The sequence below is a fragment of the Arthrobacter sp. P1_B4 genome, assembly GCF_056406555.1.
Window position 1 is genome coordinate 36,248 of record NZ_JBFTZW010000015.1, and the last position, 13,337, is coordinate 49,584.

The following is a 13,337-nucleotide window of genomic DNA, read 5'->3' on the forward strand; positions in this document are numbered from 1 at the left end:
ACAGGGCGGGCTCCGAAGGAGGCAACGATGCCTACAGCTACTGCATTGAAAGCGGAAGAAACCTTGATCCACGTCCTGTGGATCAATGCCGGACTCAGTTGCGACGGTGACTCCGTGGCCCTGACGGCGGCAACCCAGCCAAGCGTCGAGGAGATAGCCCTTGGGGCGCTTCCCGGACTACCCAAGATTGCCATGCACTGGCCGCTGATCGACTTCGAATGCGGCCCGCAGCAAGGCGCCGACGACTTCCTCGAGTGGTTCCGCAAGGCGGACCGCGGCGAGCTGGAGCCGTTTGTGCTGGTGGTGGAGGGGTCCATCCCGAATGAAAAGCTGCACGCCGCGGGCGGCTACTGGGCGGCCTTCGGCAACAACCTCGACACCGGACAGCCGATCACCACCAGCGAGTGGCTGGACCGGCTGGCGCCCAAGGCGACGGCGATCATCGCCGCCGGCACCTGTGCGACCTACGGCGGCATCCATGCCATGGCCGGAAACCCCACCGGCGCCATGGGGGTGCCCGACTATCTCGGGTATGACTGGCGCTCCAAAGCCGGGATCCCGATCGTGTGCGTCCCGGGCTGCCCCATCCAGCCGGACAACCTTTCCGAAACCATGACGTACCTGCTGTATCAGGCCACCGGACAGGCCCCCATGATTCCCCTGGATGAGGCGCTCCGGCCGACCTGGCTGTTTGGCCAGACGGTGCACGAGGGATGCGACCGCGCCGGGTACTACGAACAGGGCGACTTCGCCACCGAATACGGGTCCCCGAAGTGCATCGTCAAGCTCGGCTGCTGGGGACCGGTGGTCAAGTGCAACGTGCCCAAACGCGGCTGGATGAACGGAATCGGCGGCTGCCCCAACGTAGGCGGCATCTGCATCGGCTGCACAATGCCGGGCTTCCCGGACAAATTCATGCCGTTCATGGACGAACCTCCCGGCGGCAAGCTGTCGACCGCGTCGGTCATGCCGTACGGCAAGACCATCAGGACACTGCGGAACATCACGAAGCACACGCTGGACCAGGAACCCCGCTGGCGCAAACCCGGTAATGATCTGCTGACCGGCGCCAAGCGGACCTGGTAGGGACGCTAGGCAGAGAGGCAATGCAATGACTTCGACGATTCCGATGCCCCCGGCGGACGGTACCGCGGGCGAGAACCTGGTGGAGATGGCCTGGGACCCGATCACAAGGATCGTCGGCAGCCTCGGCATCTACACCAAGGTCGATTTCAAGAACAACCAAGTGGTGGAATGCCACAGCACGTCCTCGATTTTCCGCGGCTATTCCATCTTCATGCGCGGCAAGGACCCCCGGGATGCGCACTTCATCACGAGCCGGATCTGCGGAATCTGTGGCGACAACCACGCCACCTGTTCCTGTTACGCRCAGAACATGGCCTACGGCGTGAAGCCGCCCCACCTGGGCGAATGGATCGTCAACCTGGGCGAGGCCGCCGAGTACATGTTCGACCACAACATCTTCCAGGAGAACCTGGTCGGCGTGGACTACTGCGAGAAGATGGTCTCCGAAACCAACCCGTCGGTGCTGGCCAAAGCCGAGAACACGCCGGCCCCGCACGCCGCTGAGCACGGCTACCGCACCATCGCGGACATCATGCGCTCGCTGAACCCGTTTACCGGGGAGTTCTACCGCGAGGCGCTGCAAGTGAGCCGAATGACCCGGGAAATGTTCTGCCTGATGGAGGGCCGGCATGTCCATCCCTCCACGCTTTACCCCGGCGGCGTGGGCACCGTGGCGACGATCCAGCTGATGACGGACTACATCACCAGGCTCATGCGGTACGTGGAGTTCATGAAGAAGGTCGTGCCGATGCACGATGACCTCTTCGACTTCTTCTATGCGGCCCTGCCCGGGTACGAGCAGGTGGGGCTGCGGCGCACCCTGCTGGGCTGCTGGGGGTCCTTCCAGGACCCGGAGTTCTGCAATTTCGCCTACAAGGACATGACGGAGTGGGGCCGGAAGATGTTCGTCACCCCCGGCGTCGTGGTGGACGGCAAACTCGTGACCACGGACTTGGTGCGCATCAACCTGGGGATCCGGATCATGCTGGGCTCGTCCTACTACGAGGACTGGGGCGACCAGGAAATGTTCGTCACCCGCGATCCGCTGGGCAACCCGGTGGACCGCCGGCACCCCTGGAACCAGCACACCAACCCGCGGCCGCAGAAGCGCGACCTCGAGGACAAGTACAGCTGGGTGATGTCACCGCGGTGGAATGACGGCGAAAGCAACCTGGCGCTGGATACCGGCGGCGGCCCGCTGGCCCGGCTCTGGTCGACCGCCCTTGCCGGCTTCGTCGACACCGGCTACCTCAAGTCAACGGGCAGCAGCGTCCAGATCGAGCTCCCCAAGACTGCGCTGAAGGGCCCGGTGACCCTGGAATGGAAGATCCCGCAGTGGAGCAACACGCTGGAGCGGAACCGCGCCCGGACCTATTTCCAGGCCTACGCGGCGGCCGCCGCCCTGCACTTCGCCGAAAAGGCGCTCGAGGAAATCCGGGCCGGCCGCACCAAGACGTGGGAGTCCTTCGAGGTGCCGGAGGAAGCCATCAGCTGCGGCTTCACCGAAGCCGTCCGCGGCGTGCTCTCGCACCACATGGTGATCCGCGACGGCAAGATCGCCAACTACCATCCCTATCCGCCGACGCCCTGGAACGCCAGCCCGCGCGACTCCGAGGGAACACCGGGCCCGTATGAGGACGCGGTGCAGGGCCAGCCCATCTTCGAGGAGAACGACCGCGATCATTTCAAGGGCATCGACATCATGCGCACCGTCCGCAGCTTCGACCCCTGCCTGCCGTGCGGCGTCCACATGTATCTCGGCGACGGGCAGACGCTGGACTTGCTGCACTCCCCCACACAGTCGCTCACCGGTGAGTAGCCCGCCATGGACCGGGAGAATCTGTTGGGCTCGGCCGGTGAACGGATCAGTTCCCTCCTGGACGCACTGGGCTCTGGCGGTCCGGTGGCCCGGGACCGGGCGGAGGAACTGGTCCGGCAGGTGACGGAACTTTACGGTGCCGGGCTGGAGCGGATCCTGCACGTGCTCGATTCGCAGGGTGCGCTCGGCCCGGGAACGGTGTCCGCCCTCACCTCCGACCCGTTGGTGTCAGGCCTGCTCCTGATCCACGGGCTGCACCCCGTGGACCTGCCCGGCAGGGTCGCCGGCGCCCTGGACTCGGTCCGGCCCTACCTCGGCTCGCACGGCGGGGATGTGGAACTGCTCGGTATCAGCGAAGAAGGCGTCGTCCGGCTGAGGCTGCTGGGCAGCTGCCAGGGCTGTCCGTCGTCGTCGGTGACGCTCAAGCTCGCCGTCGAGGACGCGATCGAATCTGCGGCGCCCGAGGTGACCGGCATCGAAGTGGAGGAGGCGGCTCCCGCCGCCGTTCCTGCCCTCATCCCGGTCGGCGCCCTGCGCTCGCGGCTGGACGGGCTGGGCGGCCCGCCCGACGGCGGCACTCACAGTGCCGCGCCGGACTGGGCGGTCCCCGACTCCGGCACGCCGGCCTCAGGCACGTGGCGGGCGGTCCCGGCCCTCGCTGAGCTGGAGTCCGGAGCCGTGGCCGGCTTCCTGGTGGCGGGCGTGGAGGTACTTACGTGCCGGATCGGCCCGGACGTCTACGCGTTTGTGGACCGGTGCCCGCGGTGCACCCACTCCATGCCGGGCGCCTCGCTGCAGCGGGCGCTGGCTGCCCCGGTGGGCGGGGGGCTGTTGCGCTGCCCGCACTGCCGCAGCCACTTCGACGTCCGGAAGGCCGGGGCCTGTCTGGAGGACAAGGCGCTGCATCTTGATCCCCTCCCGCTGCTGCTCCGCGACGGGGTTCCCTCCGTGGCCGTCCCCACCACCGCGGACCCGCTGTGAGATGCAGGCACATGAATTCCGCGGCACGGGAACGGAGCAGGGCATGACGGCGACGCCGGGAACCGGAAGTCAGCCGGCCGGCAGCGCCGGAAACAACAGCGCCGGAAACAACAGCGCCGGAAACAGCGCGTCGGCGCTCGCCGTGCTCCGCCGGATAGCGTCCACCCGCCCGGCCCAGCCTGCCGGCGAGCGCTGCGAGATGTGCGCGGAGCCCATCCCGGACGCCCACCAGCACGTGGTGGATCTGGAGAACCGCTCCCTGCTGTGCACGTGCCGGCCCTGCTATCTGCTGTTCACGGACTCGTCGGCCCATCTGCGTTACCGCTCCGTCCCTGACCGCTACCTCTCGTTCGAGCCCTTCGAGCTCGGCCAGGCCCAGTGGGACGAGCTGGAAATCCCGGTGGGGCTGGCATTCTTCTTCTTCAACTCGGCTCTTGGCCGGACGGCCGCTTTCTACCCGAGCCCCGCGGGCGCCACGGAGTCCGAACTTCCCCTGGCTGCCTGGGCGTCGGTCGAGGCGGCCAACCCGGCCATCACCGCGCTCGCCCCCGACACGGAAGCCCTGCTGATCCGCGCCCCCGGCCCCGACCGGGGCCGGGCGGACTGCCACCTTGTCCCCATCGATGCGTGCTACGAGCTGGTGGGCCGCCTGCGGCGGGTATGGAAGGGCTTCGACGGCGGCCAGGAGTCCCGCCAGGAGCTCGCGGGATTCTTCGACCGGATCAGCCGCCGCAGCAGGCCGGGCGCCCCCGCGGCAGATCTGGAGGGACGCCATGGTTGAGCTCGATTTCAGTGTGCTGGACATCGCCCCGGAGCCCTACGCGGYCGCACCCCAGCTGACCGCCCGCCTGCGGATCCAGGAGAAAAGCGGCGCCGCCGTCCATGCCATGGCCCTCCGGTGCCAGGTGCGGATCCTGGCCCAGCGCCGCGGCTACGACGCCGACGAGGAAACCGGGCTGCTGGAACTCTTCGGCACCCGCGGACGGTGGCCCACCACGCTCAAGCCCTTCATCTGGATGCACAGCGGCATCCTGGTCCAGGGATTTGCGGACAGTGCCGACGTTGACCTGCCGCTGCCCTGCACGTTCGACTTCGACGTCGCAGCGGCAAAATACCTGAACTCCCTGCGGGACGGGACGGTCCCGCTGGAGTTCCTCTTCTCCGGGACGGTCTTCACGCGCGGCGCGGCGGGCTTCGGCGTCGAGCAGATTCCCTGGGACCGGGAAACGCGGTACGCCCTGCCCGTGGCGGCCTGGCGGTCGCTGATGGACGCATTCTTCCCGAACCAGGGATGGATCCGCCTGGACCGCGACGTCCTCGCGGCCCTGGCCAGGTACAAGGCGGTCCACGGCTTGATTTCCTGGGAGGCCGCCATCGAGGGGCTGCTGGCCGGGGCGGGTGACCCGGTGCCGTGAACACCGGACTCAGCCTGGCCCGCGCCGTCGCCGACGCCGTCCTCTACGAGGGGTACCTCCTGTACCCCTACCGCGCCTCGTCCGCCAAGAACCAGGCCCGCTGGCAGTTCGGCGTGCTCGGGCCGCCGGGCGCGGCTGAATCCGGTGCCGGCGAACAGCCGGACATGGCAGCGGATTGCCTCCTCGAGCCGGGACCCGCGGCCCGGGTCGACGTGCACCTGCGCTTCCTGCACCTCCAGAGCCGTTCCGCCGAACGCGCGGATGCCGGCGGTTTCACGCCCGTCGACGAACTCACCGTCGGCGCCTCCCGGTGGCTTAGCTGGGACGAGGCAACGGATCAGGAGATCACCCTCGGGCCGTACAGCCTCGGCCAGCTTGCCGCGGGCGTGTGCGCGCCGGTGAACGTGCCGGCGAACGAGGACATCGAGCCCGTGCTGGATCCCGCCGGCGCCATTGCCGGCCGGCTTGTGCGCCGGCGGCGGGAGCTTCGTGGCGAGGTGCGCCTGCTGGCGGCGCAAGTGGTGGCGCCGGGGCAGGCCGCCCAGGCCGGCGCCCCGGGCGGGCAGGCGCACGGGCCGCTGTGGCGGCTCAGGGTCACGGTGGAGAACGCGGCGGCAGCGGCCACCGACACGCGTACCGCCATCGAGTACTCGTTCATCGGAGCCCATGTCCTGCTCGCCGTCCACGACGCCGATTTCCTGTCGGTGATCGATCCGCCGGGATGGGCAGCAGCGGCGGCGGCTTCGTGCAGCCAGCACCGCTGCTGGCCGGTGCTCGCCGGCCCCGAGGGGCAGCGCGATGTCCTGCTCCTGTCCCCGATCATCCTCTATGACCATCCGGCGGTAGCACCGGAAAGCACCGTGGAATTGTTCGACGCGACGGAGATCGATGAAATCCTGACCTTGCGGGTGCTCACCCTGACCGATGCGGAAAAGGCGGAGGCCCGGTCAACCGATGCCCGGGCCGCCGCGATCATCGAGCGCTGCGAAAACATGACGGCAGAGGAGCTCCAGCAGTTGCACGGCGTCCTGCGGAACCCGCACGCCGGTGCGCCCCGTGGACCCGGGAGCATCGGAGGCGACGGCTTCCCCGGCCCCGCGGTCCCGGCCTATCCGGAGTTCTCAGTTCCGGAATTCTCGGTTCCGGGCGCCTCCGACGCGGACACCGGCGCCGGCACGCCGTGGTGGGATCCGGCCCGGGACGCGGCCGTGGATCCGGGATCGGACACCGTCTTCATCGACGGCGTCCCGGTCTCACGCGGCAGCAGGGTGCGGGTTGTCCCGCTGCGCCGCGCCGACGCCCAGGACCTCTTCTTCGCCGGCAAGTCGGGGCGTGTCACCGGAGTCCACTTCGACGTCGACGGCGGAACGCACGTCGCGGTGGTCCTCGAGGCGGACCCCGCCGCCGAACTGCAGGAGTGGTACGGACGGTATCTGTATTTCGCCCCCGAGGAACTCGTCCCGCTCACCGCGGCGCCGGCCCCGGACAACGGAAAGGAACCATCACCATGAAAGCTCTTGGCATCATGACAGTCGTGCTCTTGCTGGCCGCGGGCCTGGCAGCAGCCGTCGTCGGCCTGCGTTCAATTCCGGACATCAAGCGCTACGTGCGAATGCGGAGCATGTGAGGCCCGGTGTGAGCGGGGTCCTGGTGGCGGGCGTGGGGAACGTGTTCCTTCGCGACGACGGATTTGGGCCGGCCGTCGCCCGCCGGCTGGCCGAGGAGCAGTCCGGCCTGCCCGGCTGGGCGCCGGAGGAGGTCCAGGTGCGGGACTACGGGATCCGCGGGCTGCACCTCGCCTACGATCTCCTGGACGGGGTGGATGCGCTGGTGCTCGTGGATGTGCTCCCGGCCCCGGCCGACGGGAGCACAAGCGCAGGGACGCTCCGGATCCTGAAGATCCGGGTGGAGGACCTGGAAAGCGGCGGTCCGCTGACGCCGGCCGGCCTGCGGGCCGATCCGGCCTTCGATCCGCATGGTATGGACCCGCTGGCTGTCCTCCGCCGTCTGCGTGTTTTGGGCGGATCGCTGCCGGAAACCTACCTGGTCGGCTGCATCGCGGGGCGAACGGACGAGGGCATGGGACTGTCCGAGGACGTGTCCCGCGCCGTTCCGGCAGCCGTGGAAGCAGTCCGCACCCTGGTGGCAGCCCGCATCACGAACGCAGACGCAGCGCCCGCGAGCGCGGCTCCGGATGAAGCAGGCTGAGGAGGAACCACGGATGTGTCTGGGAATACCGGGCCGGATCATCGAAGTGATCGACGGCTACAACGGGCAACTCGCCCTGGTGGATGTGGCCGGAGTGGAGCGCAAAATCAACATTGGCCTCCTCGATGACGGCCCTGTGGAGAGCGGCACGTGGGTCCTGATCCACATGGGCTTCGCCCTGGAACGCGTGGACCAGGAAGGTGCCGACCGTGCGATGACGGGACTTGAGCTCATGGGACGGGGCCCGGACCCCACCGACACGGTCCCGTAGCCTTCACTCCCCACTGGCTGGACTCCCCCACTGAAGGAACTCTCCACTGACGGAACTGCAAGGCGCCCGCTATTCGAGGGCGATCGCGGCGCCGCGGTGCTCCACGCCGGAATTCGCGATCTTGAGGTGGCGCGCAAAGTAGTGCCGGAGCCGGTGGAGCTGGGCGGGCGAGAGCCGGTCGCACACCCAGTCCCAGTGGAGGGACACCATGTCCCCGGGCGTGAGGTCAGCAATGAAGCCGGACCCGGCCACGGCGTACTTGGCCGTCTCGATCACCGGTTCCCCCAGCGACAGCGCCATCCCGTCCCACGCCAGGGGCCGCGAGCGCACGAGGGCGCTGTCCCCTTCGATGGCCACCACCTCGCCCCACCGGATGCGGCATTGGTCAAGGACGTTCAGGGCCGTGGATGAGCGCCGGTCATCGCGCAGGAGTCCCGTCCACGGATAGATTTCCAGGACGTGGAAGCTGTGATGCGGGACGCCGCCGGCCAGGACCCCTTCCATCAGGTGCGGGAACTGATGCCCGGTCCGTGCGCGGAACCGGTCCTCCATGGAATTGCCGATGCTGCGTACACCCACGGAGTCCAGCAACGTGTTTCCCACCCAGTAGGCCTCCACCACCGCGTAGTCCAGCGGGTCCGGGTTGCCGGTGGCACCGGCGATGAGCTCCAGGTACGGCCAGGCGCCGGCGAACCCCTTCGCCAGTTCGCGCAGGCCCGCGTCGGTCACCCCGGACTGGCCATAGTGCAGCAGCGCGTCGCTGTCAGGCGGCCCGCAGCTGCCCCGCGAATTCGGCGGATACGCGTAGCGGACAAACAGTTGGGCGCCGTTGATTTCCATCCCGTGGCCTCGTTTCACAGGGGATATCAGCGAGGCTAGCACCGGCGCCCACCGGCGAACAATGCCCGGTGTGACCGGCATTGACACCCCTGCGCATTCGGCGGATGCTGTGAGGAAATGCCGCACCGGGACCATTGCTGTGGCCGGCGCGGAGCGAAAGGCCGTGGCGCGCGGTCCTTCCCGGGAGGTAGGCCGATGAGCATCCCCGAAGCCAACCGACGATCTGTACTGGCAGCGGCCCTCTACGGCGGAGGGGCGCTGTTCCTCGCATCCTGCGCCGCGGCCGGCACGGCGCCACAGTCGTCGCCGCAGTCAACGCCGCCGGCAGGGACTGCCGGTACAGCGCCCCCGGGTTCCGCCTCCGACCCGGCCGGGATCCAGGTGACGGACCAGCGCGGGACCGTCCTGAGTTTCGACCACCCGGTCACCCGCGTGGTGACCATTCCCATGCCCGCCGCCTCCCTGCTGGCCGCCGTCGACCAGGGCGCCAGCCATCTCGCCGGGATGCACAACGCCTCCTGGGTCGCGATGCGCGACGGCGCCATGGGCGCCATGTACCCGGAGGCCCTGAACATCCCGCACGACATCGCCACGACGGACTTCACGCCCAATGTCGAAAGCATCCGGGCGCTGAACCCCGACGTCGTGGTCCAGTGGAGCGATGCGCAACTGACGGCACCGCTGGAACAGGCCGGGATGAAGGTCCTGGGCATCACGAACACCGGCACGCAGCAGGACGTGGATACGTGGGCCGCGCTCTTCGCAACGATGCTGGGCCGCCCGGACCGGGCCGTGCAGATGAAGGCGCGCAGCGACGGGCAACAGAAGGCCATCCGGGCCGAGGCCGCCGCCCGCGGCACCGGCGGCCCGGGCATCGTCTATTTCAACAGGTTCAGCGGCGGCCTCAAGGTGGCCGGAAACGGCAGCTACAACGACTTCTACATCAAGCTCATCGGGGCACACAACCCCGCCACCGGCCCGCAGGGCCTTCAGGGCAAGGGCATGGTGGGCGTGGACGTCGAACAGGTCCTGGCCTGGGATCCGGAAATCATCCTGCTCGGGAACTTCGACGGCGCGATGCCCGCCGACATCTACGCCAACCCGGTGTGGCAAAGCGTCTCCGCCGTGCGCTCCCGCCGCGTCTACAAGGTCCCGCTGGGCGGCTACCGCTGGGATCCCCCCGGCCAGGAATCGCCACTGATGTGGCGCTGGCTCACAGATGTCAGTTTCCCCTCCGGCAACCGCTCCACGCTGAGGGACGAGACAAACGACTACTTCGACTTCCTGTACCGCCACCGGCCATCGGCGCCCGAGCTGGACAAGATCCTCTGGACCGAAGCCAACGGCACCTCGGCCAACTACCGGCAGTTCGATGCTTCGTGAGGCCCAGCCTCTGACCACGGGACCCCCCGGCGGCCGCGGACCGGGGCTGCGCCAGGTCATCGGTCCATGCCTGCTCTCCGGAGCAGTCCTGGCGGCCGTGTCCGCGGTTGCACTCGCCAGCGGCCGCTACAGCGTGCCCCTGGACCATGTCGTGCAGATCCTGGCCTCGCGAATAGTTCCCTTCGGCCCGGGCCTTCCCGCGGCCGAGGAAAACGTGGTGCTGCTGGTCAGGTTGCCCAGGGTCCTGCTGGCCCTGCTGGTCGGTGGCGCCCTCGCAATCGGTGGCGCGGCCCTGCAGGCCGTGTTCCGCAATCCCCTGGTCAGCCCGGAGGTCATCGGCGTCTCCTCGGGCGCCTCCTTCGGCGGTGCCCTGGCCCTGCTGCTGGGCCTGGGCCCCGTCGCCCTCGTGGGCGGATCGTTCGGCTTCGGGCTGCTGGCACTGGGAATCGTCTTCCTCATCACGTCCGGGCGGGGCGGCGCCCACATCCTCATGGTGGTCCTCGGCGGAATCGTCACGGCCTCGTTCTTCTCCGCCCTGGTGGCCCTGGTGACGTATCTGGCGGACCCGTTCACCACCTTGCCCGCCATCGTTTTCTGGCTGCTTGGCAGTGTCTCCACCGCCACCTGGGCGAAAGTGCTGGTGGCCCTCATCCCTATCGCTGCCGGCGGCGTCGTCCTGCTGGCCCTGCGGTGGCGGATCAATGTGCTCTCGCTCGGCGACGACGACGCCACCGCCCTGGGGCTCCGGCCCCGCCCCCTGCGCTGGGCGGTCCTCGCCGCCGTGGCCCTCATGGTCGCCGGGGCCGTCGCCGTCAGCGGCGTCATCAGCTGGGTGGGGCTGGTCATCCCCCACCTCGCACGCATGTGGGTGGGACCGGACCACCGCGTGCTGCTGCCGGTCTCCTTCCTGCTGGGCGGGGCCTACCTGATCGCCATCGACACCATCGCGCGCACCGCCACGGCCGGGGAAATCCCGTTGGGCGTCCTGACCGCCCTGATCGGCGCACCGGTCTTCTTCGTGCTCTTGCGCCGGAACCGGGAGAGGATCTGGGACGGTGCTTGAGCTGCGCGGGGCCGGGTTCGGCTATTCACCGCAGAACTGGGTGTTCAAGGATCTCAGCTTCTCGGTGCCGCCGGGCACCGTGACCGCGGTCCTGGGGCCCAACGGCAGCGGCAAGACGACCCTGGTGCGCTGCGCGGCCGGCATGCTGGCCGTACAGGAGGGTGCGGTGCGCAGGTCCGAGACGGCGGGCTATGTTCCCCAGGCGCGCGGCAGCACGTTCGGCTACCCGGCCCTGGACATGGTGGTCATGGGCCGTGCCCGCCACATCGGCGTCTTCCGCTCCCCCGGCAGCCGGGACAGGGCCGCCGCGCTCCGCGCCATGGACCAGGTCGGGATCGCCGCCCTGGCCGGCCGGCTGTTTCCGACGCTGAGCGGGGGCGAGCAGCAGCTGGTCCTGATTGCACGGGCTATCGCGGGCGGTTCGCGGCTCCTCGTCCTGGACGAGCCGTCCACCGGGCTGGACCTGAAGAACCAGGTCCGGGTCCTCCAGCTGCTGAGGGAACTCGTGCGGACCGGGATGTCGCTGCTCGTGAGCACCCATCACCCGGACCACGCCCTGTTCCTCGCGGACTCGGTGGTCCTGATGGGCGCCGCGGGTGTGGTGACCGGGCCTGCCGGGCCGCTCCTCGCCGATGCGCAGCTTTCGGCGCTGTACGGCGTACGCGTCAGCACCCTGAACTACGACGACGAAGGGACGCCCCGCCGCACCGTGGTCACCCCCTTCGGCGCCGACGAGGGCTGAACCGAACGCCCAAGCGCCCGGCAGCTGGGCTGCCGGGCGCTTGGGGCGTCATCGAGCGGTAGTGCTTCCGGTCAGTTTAGGGCCGGGGTGCGGCTCAGGCCGGTTCCGGCGCGGGTCAGGACGGTGCAGGCGTCGGTTCAGGCGTGTGCCAGGACCGGTTGTGCCGGCTGTGCGGGCTGTTCGGCGGCATCCGGTGCGCCGGAGTGGCCGGCCAGCATCGTCTCTTCGTCGAACGGCTCGGCACCGGCCAGGACACGGTCCACGCGTCCGCCGTCGATCTCCTTGACCCAAGTGCCGATCAGCACCGTGGCGACGGCGTTGCCGGTGAAGTTGGTCAGGGCGCGCGCCTCGGACATGAACCGGTCGATGCCGACGATCATGCCCACGCCGCCCAGCAGCTGGGGTGCGTGCGCCTGGAGTCCGGCGGCCAGCGTGGCCAGGCCGGCGCCGGTGACGCCGGCGGCACCCTTGGAGGCGATGATCATGAAGACCAGCAGGGAAACCTGGGCGCCAAGGTCCAGCGGCGTGCCCATGGCGTTGGCGACGAAGAGTGCCGCCATGGTCAGGTAGATGGCGGTCCCGTCCAGGTTGAAGGAGTAGCCGGTGGGGACCGTGACGCCCACGACGGGCTTGGACACGCCGAGGTGTTCCATCTTCGCGATCAGGCGGGGCAGCGCGGCTTCGGAGGAGGAGGTCGAGAAGATCAGCAGGTATTCGCGGCCGAGGTATTTCATGAGCTTGAAGATGCTGACGCCCGCGACCGCCTTGAGCAAACCGCCGAGGACCACGACGATGAACAGGGCGCAGGTGATGTAGAAGGCGCCCATCAGGGTCGCCATGCTGATGATGGCCTGGAAGCCGGTGGCGCCGACCACCGCGGCGATCGCGCCGAAGGCTCCGACCGGGGCCAGCCACATGATCATGATGAGGATGCGGAACACGAGGGCCTGGCCGTACCCGACGGCCTTGAGGATCGGGGCTCCCTGGGGGCCCATCTTCTGCAGCGCGAAGCCGACCAGGATCGCGGCGAGGAGAGTCGGCAACACAGGAATGTCGCCCGGGATGATGCCCAGCAGGAAGTCAACGGTGCTGTCGACTGCCGCCTTCTTGTTCGGATCATAGGGGGCGAGCTTGAGGCCCTCGCCCGGGTGGATCAGGTTGCCGACCACGAGGCCGATCGCCAGGGCGAAGGTGGACATGACCACAAAGTAGGCGAGCGCCAGGCCGCCGACCTTGCCGACCGTCGCGGCCTTGGCGATGGAGCCGATGCCGAGCACGATCGTGCAGAAGATCACGGGCGCAATCATCATCTTGATGAGTTTGATGAAGCCGTCGCCGAGCGGCTTGAGGGATTTGCCGACCTCGGGGAACAGCAGGCCAATAACGGCACCTGCGATCACGGCGACGATGACTGCGATGTAGAGGTAGTGGGACTTGTCCAGTCCCTTGCGCTTCTTGGCCGGAGCGGCGGCCGGTGCTGCTGACTCTCCTCGTTGAGAGGCCATGGTGTTCTCCTTGGATAGGCTGGA

The 13,337-nt window shown here is 68.7% G+C and carries 14 protein-coding genes; 12 read left to right on the top strand and 2 right to left on the bottom strand.

Annotated elements, in window-relative coordinates; translation table 11 throughout:
• The first annotated feature begins 27 nt into the window (after positions 1-27).
• From AC1D1W_RS08630 to AC1D1W_RS08670, 9 genes are read left to right on the top strand one after another with little or no spacing between them, the layout of a single operon-like run.
• Positions 28-1,086 (top strand): NADH-quinone oxidoreductase subunit B family protein, encoded by a 1,059-nt coding sequence (locus tag AC1D1W_RS08630; RefSeq protein ID WP_026538777.1) that lies wholly within the window; start codon positions 28-30, stop codon positions 1,084-1,086.
• 25 nt (positions 1,087-1,111) lie between these two features.
• Complete coding sequence (locus tag AC1D1W_RS08635) at positions 1,112-2,905, top strand: nickel-dependent hydrogenase large subunit (protein WP_079553867.1); 1,794 nt, start codon at positions 1,112-1,114, stop codon at positions 2,903-2,905.
• Positions 2,906-2,911: 6 nt separating this feature from the next.
• Positions 2,912-3,886, top strand: coding sequence for a NifU family protein (locus AC1D1W_RS08640; protein ID WP_476943438.1), 975 nt, complete (start codon positions 2,912-2,914; stop codon positions 3,884-3,886).
• A gap of 1 nt (position 3,887) precedes the next feature.
• Positions 3,888-4,667, top strand: a complete 780-nt coding sequence (locus AC1D1W_RS08645; protein WP_476943439.1) for a DUF5947 family protein — start codon at positions 3,888-3,890, stop codon at positions 4,665-4,667.
• Positions 4,660-5,301 carry a DUF6084 family protein gene (locus AC1D1W_RS08650; RefSeq protein ID WP_476943440.1) on the top strand — a complete coding sequence of 214 codons (642 nt, stop codon included), beginning with the start codon at positions 4,660-4,662 and terminating at the stop codon, positions 5,299-5,301. The genes AC1D1W_RS08645 and AC1D1W_RS08650 overlap by 8 nt, the downstream gene beginning before the upstream one ends.
• On the top strand, positions 5,298-6,812 hold the full coding sequence (locus tag AC1D1W_RS08655; RefSeq protein WP_476943441.1) for a hypothetical protein: 1,515 nt from the start codon (positions 5,298-5,300) through the stop codon (positions 6,810-6,812). The genes AC1D1W_RS08650 and AC1D1W_RS08655 overlap by 4 nt, the downstream gene beginning before the upstream one ends.
• Positions 6,809-6,928 (top strand): DUF6893 family small protein, encoded by a 120-nt coding sequence (locus tag AC1D1W_RS08660; RefSeq protein WP_018772298.1) that lies wholly within the window; start codon positions 6,809-6,811, stop codon positions 6,926-6,928. Before AC1D1W_RS08655 ends, AC1D1W_RS08660 begins: the two co-directional genes overlap by 4 nt.
• An 8-nt stretch (positions 6,929-6,936) precedes the next feature.
• Positions 6,937-7,509, top strand: coding sequence for a hydrogenase maturation protease (locus AC1D1W_RS08665; protein ID WP_476943442.1), 573 nt, complete (start codon positions 6,937-6,939; stop codon positions 7,507-7,509).
• A 13-nt stretch (positions 7,510-7,522) separates the two neighbouring features.
• Positions 7,523-7,780: a HypC/HybG/HupF family hydrogenase formation chaperone gene (locus AC1D1W_RS08670; protein ID WP_230008283.1), complete on the top strand. Its 258-nt coding sequence runs from the start codon at positions 7,523-7,525 to the stop codon at positions 7,778-7,780.
• Positions 7,781-7,849: 69 nt separating this feature from the next.
• Here AC1D1W_RS08670 and AC1D1W_RS08675 read toward each other — a convergent pair whose 3' ends face one another.
• Positions 7,850-8,620 (bottom strand): DUF6390 family protein, encoded by a 771-nt coding sequence (locus AC1D1W_RS08675; protein WP_476943443.1) that lies wholly within the window; start codon positions 8,618-8,620, stop codon positions 7,850-7,852.
• Positions 8,621-8,815: 195 nt separating this feature from the next.
• On the opposite strand from AC1D1W_RS08675, the gene AC1D1W_RS08680 reads away from it, so the two are divergent.
• The 3 genes from AC1D1W_RS08680 to AC1D1W_RS08690 are packed head-to-tail and all read left to right on the top strand — an operon-like array spanning position 8,816 to position 11,808.
• Positions 8,816-10,003, top strand: a complete 1,188-nt coding sequence (locus AC1D1W_RS08680; protein WP_476943444.1) for an ABC transporter substrate-binding protein — start codon at positions 8,816-8,818, stop codon at positions 10,001-10,003.
• A complete protein-coding gene (locus tag AC1D1W_RS08685; RefSeq protein ID WP_476943445.1) occupies positions 9,993-11,066 on the top strand; it encodes a FecCD family ABC transporter permease in 1,074 nt (357 codons plus the stop codon). Before AC1D1W_RS08680 ends, AC1D1W_RS08685 begins: the two co-directional genes overlap by 11 nt.
• A complete protein-coding gene (locus AC1D1W_RS08690) occupies positions 11,059-11,808 on the top strand; it encodes an ABC transporter ATP-binding protein (RefSeq protein ID WP_476943446.1) in 750 nt (249 codons plus the stop codon). The genes AC1D1W_RS08685 and AC1D1W_RS08690 overlap by 8 nt, the downstream gene beginning before the upstream one ends.
• A 137-nt stretch (positions 11,809-11,945) precedes the next feature.
• On the opposite strand, the gene AC1D1W_RS08695 is transcribed toward AC1D1W_RS08690, so the two are convergent.
• Positions 11,946-13,313, bottom strand: coding sequence for a cation:dicarboxylate symporter family transporter (locus AC1D1W_RS08695; protein ID WP_476943447.1), 1,368 nt, complete (start codon positions 13,311-13,313; stop codon positions 11,946-11,948).
• Positions 13,314-13,337: the final 24 nt, after the last annotated feature.